Origin of the sequence: Hydrogenophaga sp. (assembly GCF_025699295.1) — a bacterium.
Lineage (GTDB): Bacteria > Pseudomonadota > Gammaproteobacteria > Burkholderiales > Burkholderiaceae_C > Hydrogenophaga.
The window spans coordinates 17,080-34,465 of record NZ_JAILWB010000018.1 but is presented as its reverse complement, the minus strand read 5'-3'; the positions used below and the strand labels follow the sequence as shown (position 1 = coordinate 34,465).

Here is a 17,386-nt window from a genome sequence, read left to right as displayed (position 1 = left end):
GCGCGGCGTGCCGGCAACGCTGGCACGCTTTCTGTTAGCTTCAGGGCATGTCCCTGTCGCTCGATTTCCTCTCCCTGCCGCTGCTTGCCGCTGCCTCGCTGGTGTTCATCAGCGTGATGGCCGGTGTGTTCTCGGCACGGGTGGGCTTCTCGTTCCTGCTGGTGTTCCTGGTGGTGGGCACGCTGGCCGGCGTCGACGGCCCGGGCGGCGTGGTGTTCAACGACTTCCGCCTGAGCTTCGTGGTGGGCAACGTGGCCCTGGCGGTGATCCTGCTCGATGGCGGCCTGCGCACCGACATCGTCACCTTCCGCACCGGCCTGCGGCCCTCGCTGCTGCTGGCCACCGTGGGCGTGATGGTCTGCACCGGCCTGACCGCCGCTGCCGCCCACTGGCTGCTCGACCTGTCCTGGCCGCTGGCGCTGCTGGTGGGCGCCATCGTCGGCTCCACCGACGCGGCCGCGGTGTTCTCGCTGCTCAAGTCATCGGGCGTCAAACTCAACGAGCGCGTGGCAGCGACGCTGGAGATCGAGTCCGGCATGAACGACCCGATGGCGGTGTACCTCACGCTGACCTTCATCGGCGTGGCACTGGCCATGGGTGCCGGCACGGGCGACGAGCTCAGCGCCAAGGCGGTGCTGCTGTCGCTGCTGTACCAGTTCGGCTGGGGTGCCGCCATGGGCGTCGCCTGCGGCTTCGGGCTGGCCGGCTTGCTCAAGCGCATGGGGCGCGGCGTGGACGGTGGCGGTGGCATCCGCGCGCTGCTCATGGTCTCGGGTGGCCTGGCGGTGTTCGCGCTCACGACCTGGCTCGGCGGTTCGGGCTTCCTGGCGGTGTACGCCATGGGCGTGATCGCCGGCAACCGCGCCCGGCGCCTGGTGCGGCCCGCGCTCTCGGCCATGGACGGCTACGCCTGGCTGGCGCAGGCGGGCATGTTCCTTTTGCTGGGTCTGCTGGTCACGCCCTCCGAGTTGTTGCGCACCCTGTGGCCGGCGATCGGCGTCTCGCTCGTGCTGATGCTGGTGGCGCGACCGGTCTCGGTCTGGCTGTGCCTGGCACCGCTGCGCTTCAGCCCGCGCGAGATCACCTTCATCTCCTGGGTCGGCCTGCGCGGCGCCGTGCCCATCGTGCTGGCCGTGTTCCCGGTGATGGCCGGGGTGCAGGGCGCGCACACCTTCTTCAACGTGGCGTTCGTGGTCGTGCTCACCTCCCTGCTGCTGCAGGGTTCAACCATCGCCTGGGCGGCACGCCGCACCGGTGTGGCCCTGCCCGATCCGGACGACACCGAGCATGCCCGCCTGGTCTATGGCGACTTCGAGCTCGATGCCGGCACGCCCCTGGAGAGCCTGTGCGCCTTCTACGGACTGCCCGTTCCGGCCAACGCCAGCCAGTCGATCGGGCAGTGGCTGCACACCGAACTCAACCGGCCACCGGTGGTGGGCGACACTGCCCCGCTGGGCAACGCGGAGATCAGCGTGCGCGAGGTCGAGGCCAAGAAGATCACGCGCGTGGGCATGCGGCTGGGCTGAGGCCCGCGCGGGCGCGCGGCAACGGCCACTTCCTGTCCTGGGCGACACCCCCGGGACGCGCCATCGGTTACATTAATAACCCATCGGTCATTAATTTCTCCCATGTCCCCTGCCCTGCCCGACGACGACCTGTCGCACGCCAGCGATGCCGAGCCGCGCCAGCGCCGCACCCGGCGCAAGGAAGCGCGCCCCGGTGAACTGGTGGACGCCGCCCTGCAGTTGTTCGTCGAGAAGGGCTTTGCCGCCACCCGGGTCGAGGAGGTGGCCGCCCGCGCCGGTGTGTCCAAGGGCACGCTGTTCCTATATTTCCCGAGCAAGGAAGAGCTGTTCAAGGCGGTGGTGCGCGAGACCATCGCCGGGCGCTTCACCGAGTGGAACGAAGAGCTCGCCCAGTTCAGTGGCAGCAGCGCCGAGTTGCTGCGCTACTGCATGCACACCTGGTGGGAGCGCATCGGCATGACGGCCGCCTCGGGCATCACCAAGCTGGTGATGAGCGAAGCCGGCATGTTCCCCGAGATCGCGAACTTCTACCAGCAGGAGGTGATCGGCCCGGGCCACGACCTGCTGCGGCGTGTGCTGCAGCACGGCATCGACCGCGGTGAGTTCCGGCCCATGCCGCTGGACTACGCGGTGTACAGCCTGATCGCGCCCATGATCTTCCTGCTGATGTGGAAGCATTCCATGGCGCCGTGCTGTCCTGCCTCCGAACAGATCGAACCCGTGGCCTTCCTCGACAACCAGGTCGACCTGCTGCTGCGCGGCATGCTGGTGCGCCAACCATGAAGATGGACCGCACTCGCGCCAAGTGGGTCCCCTGGCTGCTGGCGGCCGTCCTGGTGCTGGCCGTCGGGCTGGGCGTGGTGCGCGCGCTGGACAAGCGCAAGTCCCAGGCGGCATCGGCGCGCGCGGCGGCCGAGTTGCTGCAGCAGGCGCCGGTGTACACGCTCGCGGCGCACGACGTGGTCGCGGTGCGGGCGCTGGAGCTGGTCCGGGCGGTGGGCATCTCGGGCTCGGTCGAGGCCGTTCAGACGGCGGCCATCAAGGCGCGGACAGCCGGCGAGATCCAGGGGCTCACCAAGCGCGAGGGCGACGCAGTCCAGGCCGGCGAGGTGGTGGCGCGCGTCGACAGCACCGAAGCCCGGGCCCGTGTGCGCCAGGCCGAGCGCCAGGCCGAGTCAGCCCGGGCGCAGGTGGCGATCGCGCGGCGCACGCTGGACAACAACCAGGCCCTGGTGCGCCAGGGGTTCATCTCCGCCACCGCACTGGAAACCGCCACGGCCACCCTGGCCGGCGCGGAAGCCACGCACCAGGCCGCGCTGGCCGCGCTCGACATCGCGAACAAGGCACTGGCCGACACCACGCTGCGCTCGCCCCTGAGCGGACAGATCGCGGCGCGCCTGGTGCAGAACGGCGAACGCGTGGGCATCGACACGCGCGTGCTCGAGGTCGTGGATCTCTCGGCTTTCGAGATGGAAGCGGCCATCACGCCGGCGGACGCGGTCGCCGTGAAGCTGGGCCAGACCGCGCGTCTGCAGGTCGAGGGCCTCGCACAGCCCGTGCTGGCGACGGTTGCGCGCATCAACCCCAGCGTGCAGGCCAGCAGCCGCAGTGTGCTGATCTACCTGCGCGTGCCGGCCGCCGAGGGCATGCGCCCGGGCCTGTTCGCGCAAGGCCAGCTGGTCACCGGCAGCTTCAACGCGCTGGCGGTACCGGCCTCGGCGGTGCGCAACGACAAACCCCGGCCCTACATCCAGATCGTGCGCGAAGGCAACGTGGCGCACATCCCGCTCACCGAGGACGCCAGCGGCCTGTCCGGCACCGAACGCATGCGCGCGGTGCAGGGCGTGCCTGCCGGCACCCCGGTGCTGAGCGCGCAGGCCGGCCTGATCCGCGAAGGCACGGCGGTGCGCCTGGCCGCGAACTGAGCCCCTATGTGGTTCACCCAGGTTTCCCTGCGCAACCCGGTGTTCGCCACCATGGTGATGGTCGCCTTCGTGGTGCTCGGGGTGTTCTCCTTCCAGCGCCTGCAGGTCGACCAGTTCCCCAACATCGACTTCCCGGTCGTCGTGGTCCAGGTCGCCTACCCGGGCGCCTCGCCGGAGATCGTCGAGTCCGAGGTCACGAAGAAGGTGGAGGAAGCAGTCAACGCGATCGCCGGCGTCAACACCCTGACCTCGCGCAGCTACGAAGGCCAGTCGATCGTGATCATCGAGTTCCAGCTCACGGTGGACGGACGCAAGGCGGCGGAGGACGTGCGCGAGAAGATCGCCATACTGCGCCCGGTGTTTCGCGACGAGGTGGAAGAACCGCGCGTGCTGCGCTTCGATCCGGCGGCGCGCTCGATCTGGTCGGTGGCCGTCATCCCCGAGCCGGTCAACGGCAAGGCCCCGAGCGCGGTCGAGCTCACCACCTGGGCCGAGCAGACGCTGAAGAAGCGGCTGGAGAATGTGCGCGGCGTCGGCTCGGTCACGCTGGTGGGCGCGACGCGGCGCGCCATCAACATCGACCTGAATCCCTCGGCCATGGAAGCGCTGGGCGTGACCACCGAGCAGGTCAACACCGCCGTGCGCAACGAGAACCAGGACCTGCCGGTGGGCACGCTCAAGACCGGCGAGTCCGAGCGTGTGGTGCAACTGCTCTCGCGCCTGCAGGACCCGCAGGACTTCAACGACATCATCGTCGCGCGCCGGGGCGGCCAGCCGGTGCGCCTGGGGCAGCTGGCAACGGTGACGGACGGCACCGAGGAGGTCGAGAGTCTGGCGCTGTACAACGGCCGGCGCACGCTGCTGCTGCAGGTGCAGAAAGCGCAGGACGAGAACACCATCGCCGTCACCGACGGCCTCAAGGCGGCCGTGGCTGCCATCGGCCCCGAACTGCCGCCGGGCATGCGACTGGAGCAGATCGCCGACGGCTCGCGACCGATCCGGGTCTCGGTCGAGAACGTGCGCCGCACGCTGATCGAAGGAGCCTTGCTGACGGTGCTGATCGTCTTCCTGTTCCTGAACTCCTGGCGTTCGACCGTCATCACCGGCCTGACGCTGCCGATCGCGCTGATCGGCACCTTCTTCTTCATGAACCTGTTCGGGTTCACCATCAACATGATCACGCTGATGGCGCTCACGCTCTCGGTCGGTCTGCTGATCGACGACGCCATCGTGGTGCGCGAGAACATCGTGCGCCACGTGCAGATGGGCAAGACGCCGTACAACGCGGCCATGGAAGGCACGCAGGAGATCGGTCTGGCGGTGCTCGCCACCACGCTGTCCATCGTCGCGGTGTTCCTGCCCATCGGCTTCATGGGCGGCATCATCGGCAAGTTCTTCCACGAGTTCGGCATCACCATGGTGGCCGCCGTGCTGATCTCCATGTTCGTGAGCTTCACGCTCGACCCGATGTTGTCCTCGGTGTGGCACGACCCGGAAATCGAGAAGCACGGTCAGGGCGATCGATCCCTGTACGGGCGGACCATCGGCCGCGTGACCGGCTGGTTCGACCGCTTCCAGGACGTGCTGGCCGAGAATTACCAGGGCGCGCTGCGCTGGTCGCTCAGGCACAAGCTGGCCACGCTGGGGCTGGCACTGGCCACCTTCGTCGGCAGCCTGTTCGTCGTGCCCCTGCTGGGCACCGAGTTCGTGCCCAAGGCGGACTTCTCGGAAACCTCGCTGAGCTTTCACACGCCGGTGGGTTCCTCGCTGCAGGCCACCGAGGCCAAGACGCGCGAGGTCGAGGCGATCCTGCGCGAATTCCCCGAAGTGAACTACACGCTGTCCACACTGAACACCGGCAACGCACAGGGCACCATGTACGCCAGCGTCTACGTGCGACTGGTCGACCGCAAGGAGCGCGCGCTCAGCGCCGACGCCATGTCGGCCCGCCTGCGCGAGCGACTGCGCACGGTGCCCGGCATCACGGTCACGCACGCCGGCCTGCTGGACGCCGTGGGCGGCAACAAGCAGGTGGAGTTCTCGCTGCAGGGTGACGACCTGGCCGAGCTCGACCGCCTGACCCAGGTGGTGCTCGAACGCATCCGGCCCATCGTCGGCCTGGTCGACCTGGACGCCAGCGTCAAGCCCGACAAGCCCTCCGTGGACGTGAAGCTCAGGCGCGACCTCGCTTCCGACGCCGGTGTGAGCGTGGCGACCGTGGGCAACAGCCTGCGCACCCTGGTAGCCGGTACCACGGTGGGCAACTGGCGCGCGGCCGACGGCCAGAGCTACGACGTGAACGTGCGCCTGGCTCCCGAGCGGCGCGAGCGCGCCAGCGACCTGGAGCAACTGCCCTTCCAGGTGGGCACGGCCGCCGACGGCACGGCGCGCGTGGTGCGCCTGGGCCAGGTGGCCGAGGTGGTGGAGGCCACCGGCCCGAACCAGATCAACCGGCGCAACCTCAACCGCGAGGTCGCGATCAACGCCAACGTGTACGGCCGCTCTGCCGGCGAGGTCTCTGCCGACATCCGGCAGGTGCTCGACGGCATCGCCTTCCCCCCCGGCTACCGCTACGAGTTCGGCGGCTCCACGAAGAACATGCAGGAGTCCTTCGGCTACGCGCTCTCGGCGCTGGCACTGGCCATCATCTTCATCTACATGATCCTGGCCAGCCAGTTCCAGAGCTTCCTGCAGCCGCTGGCGCTCATGACCTCGCTGCCGCTCACGCTGATCGGCGTGGTGCTCACGCTGCTGATGTTCGGATCGACCATGAGCATGTTCTCGGTGATCGGCATCGTGCTGCTGATGGGCCTGGTCACCAAGAACGCCATCCTGCTGGTGGACTTCGCCATCCGCGCGCGCGAAGGCCGCGCGGGCGGGCCGCCGGTGGACCGCGAGTCGGCCCTGCTCATGGCCGCGCGCGTGCGCCTGCGCCCCATCCTGATGACCACGCTGGCCATGGTCTTCGGCATGGTGCCGCTGGCGTTCGCGCTGACCGAAGGCTCCGAGCAGCGCGCCCCGATGGGCCAGGCCGTGATCGGTGGCGTCATCACCTCGTCGCTGCTCACCCTGGTCGTGGTGCCGGTGGTCTATTGCTACATGGACGACCTCGCCGCCTGGTGCCGCCGCCGGCTTGGCCTGCCCCCCGCCACCGTGCTGCCAGCCGGTACCACTCCGTAAAATTGCCCGGTTACCGTCCCCCCGAAACCCCGTTCCACCGAGTCGATGCCATGACCACCTCCACTCCCCCCGAAACGCCCGCCACCCCGGGCCTGAGCCAGGCCCGTTTCAACATGATCGAGCAGCAGATCCGCCCCTGGGAAGTGCTCGACGCCCAGGTGCTGGACCTGCTGGACCGCGTCCATCGCGAGAACTTCGTGCCCACCGCCCACAAGGCCCTGGCCTTTGCCGACATGGACCTGCCGCTGACCCACCCGGCAGTGGAGGGCCAGGCCATGCTCGCGCCCAAGGTCGAGGCGCGCCTGCTGCAGGACCTGCAGCTCAAGCGCACCGACAAGGTGCTGGAAGTGGGCACAGGCAGCGGCCACATGGCGGCCCTGCTGGCCAGCCTGGCGCAACGCGTGGTGACGATCGAGATCGACGAGGCGCTGGCCCGCCAGGCGCGCCAGAACCTGCAGCAGGCCGGCATCACGAACGCGGATGTGCGCTGCGCCGACGCCGCGGCCAACGGTTTTGCCGCCTGCGGCGTCGATGGGCCTTACGACGCCATCGTGCTCAGCGGCTCGGTCGCGGAGATCCCGCCCGCGCTGCTGGCCTCGCTGGCACCGGGCGGCCGCCTGGCGGCGATCGTGGGTTACGAGCCCATGATGCGCGTCACCATCGTCACCCGCACGGGCGACGCGGCGTACCAGACCGCGCAACCCTGGGACACCGTGGCGCCGCGCCTGCTCCACTTCCCGGAGCCCTCGCGCTTCAGCTTCTGAACGCCGCCCATCAACCCGCACCACGGACATTGACCATGAACTCGATCCGCCCCGCGCAACTCCAGGACTGGCTGCAGCAGGCAAGCGACCCGGCGCAGCCCGAGGCGCTGCCCGTCGTGCTGGACGTGCGCGAGCCCTGGGAGCTGCAGACGGCCTCGGTCAAGCCCGAAGGCTTCGAACTGCGCCACATGCCCATGCGCAGCGTCCCCGCGCGCTACCCGGAGCTCGACCGCCACCACTCCATTGCCTGCCTGTGCCACCACGGCGCGCGCAGCGCGCAGGTGGTGCAGTACCTGGAAAGCCTGGGCTTCACCCACGTGGTGAACATCGACGGTGGCATCCACGCCTGGTCGCAGGAACGCGATCCGGGCGTCCCGGTGTACTGAGCTCACTCCCTGCCGTCTCCCGCCTTGCGCCCTGGCCACACCTGCCTGCCCCAAAGGATCCCTGCATGAACGCCGCCCCGTCCGCCCGCCTTCCGGTTTTGCGCCGCCGTCCGATGCCCCTGAACCCGCTGGCGCTGGGCGCGGTACTGCTGCTGGGCAGTTTGTTCGCCACCGGCGCGCGGGCGCAAAGCCTGGTGCAGCTGTACGAGGCCGCCCGCGGCTTCGACGCCACCTACCTGTCCGCGCGTTCGCAGTACGACGCCAGCCTGGCCCAGGCCGCGCAGGCACGCGCCGGCCTTCTGCCTCAGGCCGGCCTGGGCGCGGTGGCCAGCTGGGCGCGGCGCGATATCAGCGGCAGCAGCGCGCTCAGTGGCTCCAGCGACAACCAGAGTGCCACGCTCTCGGCCAGCCAGCCGCTGTACCGCCCGGTCAACAAGCTCACGAACGACCAGGCCGAACTCAGCGTGGACATCGCCAGGGCGCGCCTCACGCAGGCGGAGCAGGACCTCATCGTGCGCACCTCGCAGGCCTACTTCGACGTGCTCGCCGCGCAGGACACCCTGGCCTTCGTGCAGGCGCAGAAAACCGCGGTGGCCGAACAGCTGGCCGCCGCCAGACGCAACTTCGAGGTCGGCACCACCACCATCACCGACTCGCGCGAGGCGCAGGCCCAGTACGACCTGGTGCTGGCGCGCGAGATTGCTGCCGAGAACGATCTGCGCGTGAAGAAGCTCGCGCTTGACCAGCTCGTGGGCCGCAATGCCGTGGCGCCCCGCCCCCTGGTGGCGCCCGTGGCCCTGCCCGAGCTGTTGCCCGCCGACCCGCAGGCCTGGGTGAACCGGTCGGCCGATGCCCACCCTGCCCTCCTGCAGGCCACGCGCAGTCTGGAAATCGCCCAGCTGGAGACCAGCAAGGCCGAGGCGGGGCACAAGCCCACGCTCGACCTGGTCGGGCAGTACCAGGTGGCACGCGGCCCCTCCACCACCCTGCCCACCGCCGGCAATGTGCGCACCAACACCGCCAGCGTGGGCCTGCAGTTCAACCTGCCGCTGTTCGCGGGCTACGCCGTGCAGAACCGGGTCAAGGAAACGCTGGCGCTGGAGGAAAAGGCCCGCAACGACCTGGAGGCCGCGCGGCGCAACGTCGACCTGTCCACCCGCAGCGCCTACCTCGGCGTGGTCTCGGGCCAGGGCCAGGTCAAGGCGCTGGAAGCGGCCGAGGCCTCCAGCCAGAGCGCACTGGACGCGAACCGCCTGGGCTACCAGGTGGGCGTGCGCATCAACATCGACGTGCTCAACGCGCAGAGCCAGCTGTTCCAGACCAAGCGCGACCTGGCCCAGGCGCGCTACAACGTGCTGCTCAGCGGCCTGCGCCTGCGCCAGGCCAGTGGCAGCCTGCAGCCGGAGGATCTGCGACCGATCGACGCGCTGCTGGCGAAGTGAGCTCCGCTACACTCGACGCGCGGGTCGGCGTCAGTGCGGACACATTCTTCCAACAAGCACTCCCAGGAGAGCCAGACGTGCAAACCGTCAACGTGTTGTGCATCAAATGGGGCAGGAAGTACGGCCCCGAGTACGTCAACAAGCTTCACAGCATGGTGTCGCGGCACCTGCACCGGCCCTTCCGCTTCGTCTGCCTGACCGACGACGGCGAGGGCATTCACCCGGACGTCGAGGTCAAGCCCATCCCGGCGGTGGGTTTCGACGAATTCGACCAGCGCAAGCCCTGGACCTTCGGCCATGGCTGGCTCAAGCTCACCAGCTTCGCCGACCCGCTGTATGACCTGAGCGGCAAGACGCTGTTCCTCGACCTGGACATCGTCATCGTCGACAGCCTGGACGAGTTCTTCGACCAGCCCGGCGCCTTCACCGTGATCCGGGAGTGGGACAAGAAGGACGGCACGGGCAACACCTCGTGCTACCTCTTCACCATTGGCGCGCACACCGACGCGCTCGACCACCTGAAGAACGGCTACCCGCAATCGATAGCCGACGTGCGCAACGAGCAGGAATACATCACCGGCTTCCTCAACCGCCAGGGCAAGGTCAGCTACTGGCCCGACGCCTGGTGCCGCAGCTTCAAGCGCCACTGCATGCGCCCGGGCATCCTGGGATGGTTCTCGCCGCCCACCATCCCGCCGGGCGCGAAGATCATCGTGTTCCATGGCAAGCCCAACCCGCCCGACGTCATTGCCGGCGTGAGCGGCAAGTGGTACCGGCGCGTGTTGCCTGCCCAATGGGTCGCCGACCATTGGCGCTGAGCGCGGTCTCCCTGCCCCATCGGGCCTACCGGCTGGTCAGCCGCGCCCTGTCCCTGCCGCTGCTGGGCTGGCTCTGGTGGCGCGGACGGCGCGAACCCGGTTACCGGCGAGACCTGCGCCACCGCCTGGGCTTCATCCCGGTCCAGCCCGAGCAGTTCGGCTGCATCTGGATCCACGCTGCCTCGGTCGGTGAGGTCCAGGCGGTGCAGCCGCTGCTGCACGCCCTGCTGCAGGAGTGGCCCGCGCATGCCGTGGTGGTCAGCACCCAGACACCCACCGGCGCACGCGCCCTGCACGCGCACTGGGGTGACCAGCTGCGGCACGTGTTCGCACCCATCGACACCCCTGGCGCGGTCGCGCGCTTCCTCGACCGCCTGCAGCCGCGCCTGCTGATCCTGGTGGAGCGCGAGCTCTGGCCCGAGTGGCTGCAACAGTGCCGCGCGCACGCCGTGCCCGTCGCCCTCATCAACGCGCGCCTGGCGGAAAAGTCGGTGCGCACCTACCAGCGCTGGGCGGCACTGATGCGCCCGGTGTGGCCGCAGGTCACGGTGGCGGCGGCCGACACCGTGAGTGCCGAGCGCTTGCTCGCGCTCGGCGTGCCGCCCGAACGCCTGCACGACACCGGCAACCTGAAGTTCGACGTCGCGGTGCCCGCCGCCCGCGTGACCTTGCCACCCGAGCTGCAGGACCGCACCCTGATCGTCGCGGGCAGCACGCACGAAGGCGACGAAACCGTCTGGTTCGATGCCTGGCCGGAACTCTCGTCTGCCCACCCCGACTGGCTTCTGGTGCTGGTGCCACGCCACCCGCAGCGCTTCGACGACGTGGCCCGGCGCCTGCAGGACTGCGGCTTGCGGCACGTGCGCCGCAGCAGTGGCGAAGCACCCGCCGCCGACACCCAGGTGATGCTGATCGACGCCATGGGCGAACTCGTCCACTGGTACCAGCACGCCGCCCTGTGCTTCGTCGGGGGAACACTCTCTCCGATAGGCGGGCACAACCCGCTGGAGCCGATGTCGGTGGGCCAGCCAGTGCTGTTCGGTCCGCACACGCACAACGCGGCCCCGCTGTTCGACGAAATCGCACGCACCGGCGCGGGAGCCTGCGTGCGCGATGCGCGCGAGCTGGCCGACGCGGCGGTGCGCTGGCTGACTCACCCGCCCGTGCTGGCGGCCCGCGCCAGCGCCGCCCGCCAGCTGATCAGCCGCAACCAGGGCTCCTCCGAACGCTGCATGGCGGTGCTGCGCCCGATGTGGGCGCCGGCGCACAGCGGCAACGTCTCGCGGATGAATACCGCCACGCTGGCGGGGCGGCGCACCTGCTGGTTCGACCCCACCCACCTGACCCAGGTGTCGGCGCAGGCCTTCGACCCCTCGGCACACACCAGCGGCACCGCCCTGGCCACCGGCAGCGGCCGTGGCCAGGCGCTCCTGATCACCGAAGGCGGGCGCGGCCAGGTGCTGCGCCACTACCGGCGTGGCGGTCTGATGGCGCGCGTGAGCGAAGATCGCTTCTGGCGCGCCGCGCCGCATGACAGCCGGGCCATGCGCGAATTCAGCCTGCTGCGCCTGATGCGCTCGTGGCAGCTGCCCGTGCCGGAACCGATCGCCGCCAGCCACTGGCCGCGCGGGCCGCTGTTCTACCAGGCCGACATCATCGTGGGGCTCATCCCCGACAGCGCGAACCTGGTGCAGCTGTTGCAACAGCGGCCGCTGGCGACCCCGGAATGGACCATGGTCGGCCAGGCGATACGGCGGCTGCACGAGCGGCAGGTGTTCCACGCCGACCTCAATGCCCACAACCTGCTGCTCGACGGCGCAGGCCGTGCCTGGGTGGTGGACTTCGACAAATGCAAGGTGCGCACCGGCGACGACTGGAAGCCCCTGAACCTGCAGCGGCTGCTGCGCTCGCTGCGCAAGGAAGCCACCCGCGTGACGCCCTACCACTGGAGCGAGGCCGACTGGGCCGCGCTGCTGGCCGGCTATCAAGCTCCTTATTCCGCCCCATGAACCCTTCTTCCTTCATCCAACCCGCTGCCCGCGCCTCACTCGTTCTGGTGTTCTTCGCGTTCCCGGTGTCCGTGGCGCTGGCCAACGTCGGGCTGCTGTTCACGCTGATTTTCTGGTTGCTGGGCTGCGTGTGGGGCAGTTCGCTGCGCGACACCCGCCAGGCGCTCTCGAACCCGGTCGCGCTGCCGGCACTGGCGCTGTTCGCCTGGGTGGTGGTGGCGGCGCTGTGGTCGCCCGCCGACGGTGGACAGATCGCGGGTGCCTTGCAGAAATACAGCAAATTCCTGATGCTCCCGCTCTTCATCGGCCTGTTGCAGGACCCGACCACGCGACGCCGCTGCTGGCAGGCGTTCGCGGTGGCGATGCTGATCACGCTGGTGGTCACCTGGCTGAACGTCTGGTTCGATTTTTCCTGGACACGGACGCACAACCAGGGCTTCGGCGAGGACCACACGGTGTTCAAGGACTACATTGCTCAGGGCATCATGATGTCGTTCTTTGCCTGCCTTGGCGCGTATCAGGCGCTCCAGTCCAGAACATGGAGAGGTGCCACCATCTGGTGGTGCGTGTCGGCACTGGCCGCCTTCAGCATTCTGTTCCTGTCTTCTGGACGGACCGGCTATCTCGCGGGGTTCCTTTCCATGTTCGTGTTCAGCCTGCTGGTCACAGTGGCCCGGTCGCGGACAGCCCTCGTGACCACCGTGACCGGCGTGCTCGTTGCCCTCGTCGTTGCGGGCGGCACCTCACTGGCGCTTCAGAAACGCATGACTCAGGCATGGACCGAGGTGGCCAGCACCACCGGTGAGGTCACTTCGGTGGGATCGCGCATGGCGATGATCGGCTTTACCCTGGATCAAGCGCGGGAACGTCCCTTGCTCGGGCACGGCACCGCCGCGTATCCCGTATTGGCAACGGCCCACTTCGTCGACCCTGACTGGTGTTCGGTCGTCTGCGTGCACCCCCACAACCAGTTTGCGTTTTTCCTCGTAGAGCAGGGCCTGATCGGCCTGGCCCTGTTTGCATGGTTGCTACTGGCGGTTGTTCGTCAAGGCTGGGGCGAGGAGGCGCGGCGGCGGGCGTTGATGCTGGCCTTCCTGACCATCCTGCTCGTCGCCAACATGACCCACAGCTCCTTCTGGCTCTCCACCGAGAACCACTTCTTCATCCTGATGACGGCGCTGCTCATGGCTGCGGCGCGGCGAAGAAGCGCACCTGACGTGAAGGCGCCATGAAGAAAACCATCGCCTTCCACTCCAATCAGTTGTCGATCCGCGGCACGGAGGTAGCGCTGTATGACTACGCGCTGCACAACGAGACCGTGCTGGGCCACGACAGCCTCATCGTGTACGACGCGACCAGCGCCCACAACGATGCAGAGGCACTGGCCAAGTTCGGTGCACGCTTCGAGGTGATCGGCTACCAGACACCGGCTGAACTCGACGGCCTGCTCGCGCGGCACAAGGCGGACCTGCTCTACGCGATCAAGGCCGGCCGCAACGACGGCCTGTGGTCGCGCACGGTGCCGACCATGGTGCATGCCGTGTTTCCCACCAGCCCTTCGCAAGCGCATGGCGCTTCCTATGCCTACATCTCCGAGTGGCTCAGCCGGCACTGCGCGAACAGCCGGATTCCCAGCGTGCCGCACATCGTGGCCCTGCCCGACGTCGACGGCGATTTGCGCGACGCGCTGCAGATCCCGCGGGCGGCCCGTGTGCTGGGTTGCCATGGCGGCGCTCGCAGCTTCGACGTGCCCTGCGCCATCGAGGCCGTGCGTCAGGTGCTCGCGCAGTCGAACGACACCTGGTTCGTGTTCCTCAACATCACGCCTTTCGTCGACCACCCCCGCGCGCTGTTCCTGCACGGCAGCAGCGACATGGCCTACAAGACGCGCTTCATCAACACCTGCGACGCGATGCTGCATGCACGCCTGCAGGGCGAATCCTTCGGGCTGGCGTGTGGCGAATTCTCGATCCGCAACAAGCCTGTCATCACCTACGCCCGCAGCAAGCACCGGCACCACATCGACGTGCTGGGCGACAGCGGCATGTACTACACGGACACCCGGTCGCTGGTCGACATCCTCGGGAAACTGGACCCCGGCGCCCTCAGGAAGGGATCGTGGGACCGCTACTCCGCGCGCTACAACCCGCAGGTGGTGATGGGCCTGTTCGACGAACACCTGATCCAGCCCGCCCTGCGCAACCCTGACCGTGCCCGGCCACAACTCGATCTGCGCTGGACCGACCGGCTGGCGTACTACCGGCTCAAGCTGAGCATGCGGCTGGGCTAACGCCGAGCGAGCTCGCCCGGGCCGTCGTGCATGTCATAGCGCAGCGCGGCATACCGGAAGAAGGTTTCGAGCGCAATGAACTGCGCGTAGAGAAAGCCCGGACCACCGCAAAGAAACGCGCGCTGGAACAGGTACACCCGCAGAAACACCACGGTGCCCATCACGAGGCCACGCAACACACCGCCCTTCTTGCCCTGCGCGCCACGCTTGGCGGCACCCAGTTGCACGTATTGAGCAAGTTTTCTCAAGCTGCCATAGACCGTGGTGCGTGAGTGGTGCAGCAGGCGCTGACGCAACGCGCGGACCGGCACAGCATGGCGCAGCACGGGCGCCTCGTGCACCGCGCCGTCGAAGCGCTCCAGCGTGGCACGCCGGAACAGGCGCTGGATGCCGCCACGCGACTTCATGCGCGTGAGCGCGCGGCCAAACGCAACCTCGTCCCACCAGACGCGCCAGGCGGCGTCCTCGCCCGAGGCGACGGCCCGCGTGATCTCGGCCTGCAGGCCGGCGGAAATCTCCTCGTCGGCATCGAGAAAGAACACATAGTCGGTTCGCAGGTGATCGAGTGCGCGCGAGCGCTGCACGCCAAAGCCCTGCCAGTCCGGGTGCTGATGCACCTCGGCGCCCAGGCGCGCGGCGCGCTCGCGGGTGTCGTCGGTGCTGCCGCTGTCGATCACCACGACCTGGTCGGCAAATGCCGCGCTGCGAAGACAGGCCTCGATGCGCTGAGCCTCGTTGAGCGTGAGCACCGCGATGCCCAGCGTGGGGCGCGCTGGCGGCGTCGCCTCAGTCATGCAGCCTCCAGCGCCACAAGCCCATCCAGCGGCCCGCCATGCGCGCCACCAGCTTGGGCGAGAACACGATCACGCGCAGTGGCAAGGCCAGCGTGGTGCCCAGCAGCACGCTCCAGCGCAGGCCCTGCGCGGCCGCGGTCGAGCGGTGCTTGGCGGCGTAGATCAGCTTGGACTGCGCATGGTGGTAGCCGCGCAGGTACTCGCTCCTCCAGGGTGTCTTGCCCCGGACCGAGCCGCGCGCGCGGTGCACGGCCGCCACAGCAGGCCAGACCACGATGGGCCGCCGCGCCTGGAACAGCCGCAGGCAGAGGTCGTCGTCCTCGTAGTACAGGAAGAAGCGCTCGTCGAAGAAGCCCACGCCCTCGAAACGCGCCAGCCGGAACAGCATGGCCGCGCCGACCACGAAACCCACACAGGCCGGGCCTTCGGCACCGGGACCGCGCGAGGCCCAGGCCATTCGTGGCCAGCGGTAATTGACATCGGCCTGCCCGGGCGCACCCTGCAATTGCGGTGCCACGATGGAGGCCTCGGGCAGCCCGTTCGCTGCGCGCACCAGCTCGCGCAGGCCGTCGGGCGTGACCTCGCAGTCGGGGTTGAGCAGAAAGGCCAGCGGCGTCTTCACCTGCGCGATCGCGCGGTTGTTCGCCGTGCCGAAACCCAGGTTGCGGCCATGTTCGAGCACCACGGCCTGCGGCCAGCGCATGCGCGCCTGCCCGGGCGTTCCGTCGGTGCTGCCGTTGTCCGAGATCAGGATGTGCGGGCAGTGTGCGAGCAGCGCGTCCAGCGCGTCCAGACAATGGGCGCTGTGGTACGTGACCAGCACGACGGTGACCTGATCGAGCAGGTCGTGATCGTTCATGTTCAGTGCGCGCTCGCGCCGACGACCGCGTCGGGCTTGGCCTGTTTCAGCAGGGCCAGCATCGTGCCCTCGATGCGCTGCAGCGCCTCGGGCGTGTGGCCCTCGAAGCGCAGCACCAGCACTGGCGTGGTGTTGGAGGCGCGGATCAGGCCGAAGCCGTCGGGCCAGTCCACGCGCACACCGTCGATGGTGGACAGCCTGGCGGGCGCGTCGAACTGCGCCACGGCCACCAGCTTCTCGACCACCGCGTGCGGTTCGCCTTCGGCACAGGCCACATTGAGCTCGGGCGTGCTGAAGCTCGTGGGCAGGGCGTTGAGCACCTCGCTCGCGTCCGGGCTGCGGCTGAGGATCTCCAGCAGGCGCGCACCCGCGTAGGTGCCGTCGTCGAAACCGAACCAGCGCTCCTTGAAGAAGATGTGGCCGCTCATCTCGCCACCGAGCGGGCTGTCGAGTTCCTTCATGCGCGCCTTGATCAGCGAGTGGCCGGTCTTGTAGATGTGCGCGACACCGCCTGCCGCCTCGATCGCCGGGGCGAGGCGCTGCGAGCACTTGACGTCGAAGACGATGTCGCCACCCGGCACACGCGCGAGCACGTCCTGCGCGAACAAAATCATCTGGCGGTCGGGGTAGATGGTGGCGCCGTCCTTGGTCACGATGCCCAGGCGGTCGCCGTCGCCGTCGAAGGCCAGGCCCAGTTCGGCATCGGTCTCGCGCAGCGTACGGATCACGTCCTGCAGGTTCTCGGGCTTGCTCGGGTCCGGGTGGTGGTTCGGGAAGTTGCCGTCGACTTCGCTGAAGAGCTCGATCACCTCGCAGCCCAGCGCGCGGAAGATCGCCGGGGCCGAGGCACCGGCCACGCCGTTGCCGCAGTCGACCACCAGTTTCATCGGGCGCGCGAGTTTCACGTCGGAGACGATGCGGTCCTTGTACGGAGCGGAGACGTTGACCAGGCGCACGCGCCCGCCGTCGGCGCGCACGTGGGTTTCCTCCTCCATGACCTTGCGCAGGCCCTGGATCTCTTCACCGTAGATGGCCCGGCCGCCGAGCACCATCTTGAAGCCGTTGTAGTCCCGCGGGTTGTGGCTACCCGTGACCTGGATGCCGCTGTTGCACAGCGTGGCGGCGGCGAAGTACAGCATGGGCGTGGTTGCCAGGCCGATGTCGATCACGTCCACGCCGGCGGCCACCAGGCCGCGGATGAGGGCCGCCGAGAGCGCAGGCCCGCTCAGGCGCCCGTCGCGCCCCACGGCCACCGTCTTCTCGCCCAGTTGCAGGGCCCGCGAGCCGAACGCCAGGCCCAGTGCCTCGGCCACGCCTTCGTTGAGTGCGGTGGGCGTGACGCCCCGGATGTCGTAGGCCTTGAAGATGGACGCGGCGACTTGCATGGACGGTT

14 protein-coding genes are annotated in these 17,386 nt (G+C 68.8%); 11 read left to right on the top strand and 3 right to left on the bottom strand.

What is annotated here, in order from left to right; translation table 11 throughout:
• Window positions 1-47 precede the first annotated feature (47 nt).
• The 11 genes from K5880_RS18085 (at window position 48) to K5880_RS18035 (ending at window position 14,340) form a co-directional block, all read left to right on the top strand.
• Window positions 48-1,526, top strand: a complete 1,479-nt coding sequence (locus tag K5880_RS18085; RefSeq protein WP_297655536.1) for a potassium/proton antiporter — start codon at window positions 48-50, stop codon at window positions 1,524-1,526.
• Between the two features lie 102 nt (window positions 1,527-1,628).
• On the top strand, window positions 1,629-2,309 hold the full coding sequence (locus tag K5880_RS18080; RefSeq protein WP_297655534.1) for a TetR/AcrR family transcriptional regulator: 681 nt from the start codon (window positions 1,629-1,631) through the stop codon (window positions 2,307-2,309).
• Window positions 2,306-3,451, top strand: a complete 1,146-nt coding sequence (locus K5880_RS18075) for an efflux RND transporter periplasmic adaptor subunit (RefSeq protein WP_297655531.1) — start codon at window positions 2,306-2,308, stop codon at window positions 3,449-3,451. The genes K5880_RS18080 and K5880_RS18075 overlap by 4 nt, the downstream gene beginning before the upstream one ends.
• Before the next feature lie 6 nt (window positions 3,452-3,457).
• The gene (locus K5880_RS18070) at window positions 3,458-6,631 is read left to right on the top strand and encodes an efflux RND transporter permease subunit (protein WP_297655528.1); all 3,174 of its coding nucleotides are present in this window, start codon (window positions 3,458-3,460) and stop codon (window positions 6,629-6,631) included.
• 50 nt (window positions 6,632-6,681) lie between these two features.
• Entirely contained in the window at window positions 6,682-7,395 is a 714-nt protein-coding gene (locus K5880_RS18065) for a protein-L-isoaspartate O-methyltransferase (RefSeq protein ID WP_297655525.1), read from the top strand.
• A gap of 35 nt (window positions 7,396-7,430) precedes the next feature.
• Window positions 7,431-7,781: a rhodanese-like domain-containing protein gene (locus K5880_RS18060; protein WP_297655522.1), complete on the top strand. Its 351-nt coding sequence runs from the start codon at window positions 7,431-7,433 to the stop codon at window positions 7,779-7,781.
• Between the two features lie 65 nt (window positions 7,782-7,846).
• Complete coding sequence (locus K5880_RS18055) at window positions 7,847-9,223, top strand: TolC family outer membrane protein (RefSeq protein ID WP_297655519.1); 1,377 nt, start codon at window positions 7,847-7,849, stop codon at window positions 9,221-9,223.
• Between the two features lie 77 nt (window positions 9,224-9,300).
• On the top strand, window positions 9,301-10,041 hold the full coding sequence (locus tag K5880_RS18050; RefSeq protein ID WP_297655516.1) for a glycosyltransferase: 741 nt from the start codon (window positions 9,301-9,303) through the stop codon (window positions 10,039-10,041).
• Window positions 10,017-12,050, top strand: coding sequence for a 3-deoxy-D-manno-octulosonic acid kinase (locus K5880_RS18045; RefSeq protein WP_297655513.1), 2,034 nt, complete (start codon window positions 10,017-10,019; stop codon window positions 12,048-12,050). Before K5880_RS18050 ends, K5880_RS18045 begins: the two co-directional genes overlap by 25 nt.
• Before the next feature lie 47 nt (window positions 12,051-12,097).
• Window positions 12,098-13,282, top strand: coding sequence for an O-antigen ligase family protein (locus tag K5880_RS18040; protein WP_297655510.1), 1,185 nt, complete (start codon window positions 12,098-12,100; stop codon window positions 13,280-13,282).
• Window positions 13,279-14,340: a hypothetical protein gene (locus tag K5880_RS18035; RefSeq protein WP_297655507.1), complete on the top strand. Its 1,062-nt coding sequence runs from the start codon at window positions 13,279-13,281 to the stop codon at window positions 14,338-14,340. The genes K5880_RS18040 and K5880_RS18035 overlap by 4 nt, the downstream gene beginning before the upstream one ends.
• Here the strand turns inward: K5880_RS18035 and K5880_RS18030 are convergent.
• Genes K5880_RS18030 through K5880_RS18020 form a run of 3 tightly spaced genes read right to left on the bottom strand, consistent with a single transcriptional unit; the run spans window position 14,337 to window position 17,378 of the window.
• A complete protein-coding gene (locus K5880_RS18030; RefSeq protein ID WP_297655504.1) occupies window positions 14,337-15,134 on the bottom strand; it encodes a glycosyltransferase family 2 protein in 798 nt (265 codons plus the stop codon). The two genes, K5880_RS18035 and K5880_RS18030, sit on opposite strands and share 4 nt — an antisense overlap.
• Complete coding sequence (locus tag K5880_RS18025; protein WP_297655502.1) at window positions 15,127-15,993, bottom strand: glycosyltransferase family 2 protein; 867 nt, start codon at window positions 15,991-15,993, stop codon at window positions 15,127-15,129. The genes K5880_RS18030 and K5880_RS18025 overlap by 8 nt, the downstream gene beginning before the upstream one ends.
• Before the next feature lie 2 nt (window positions 15,994-15,995).
• On the bottom strand, window positions 15,996-17,378 hold the full coding sequence (locus K5880_RS18020; RefSeq protein ID WP_297655499.1) for a phosphomannomutase/phosphoglucomutase: 1,383 nt from the start codon (window positions 17,376-17,378) through the stop codon (window positions 15,996-15,998).
• Window positions 17,379-17,386: the final 8 nt, after the last annotated feature.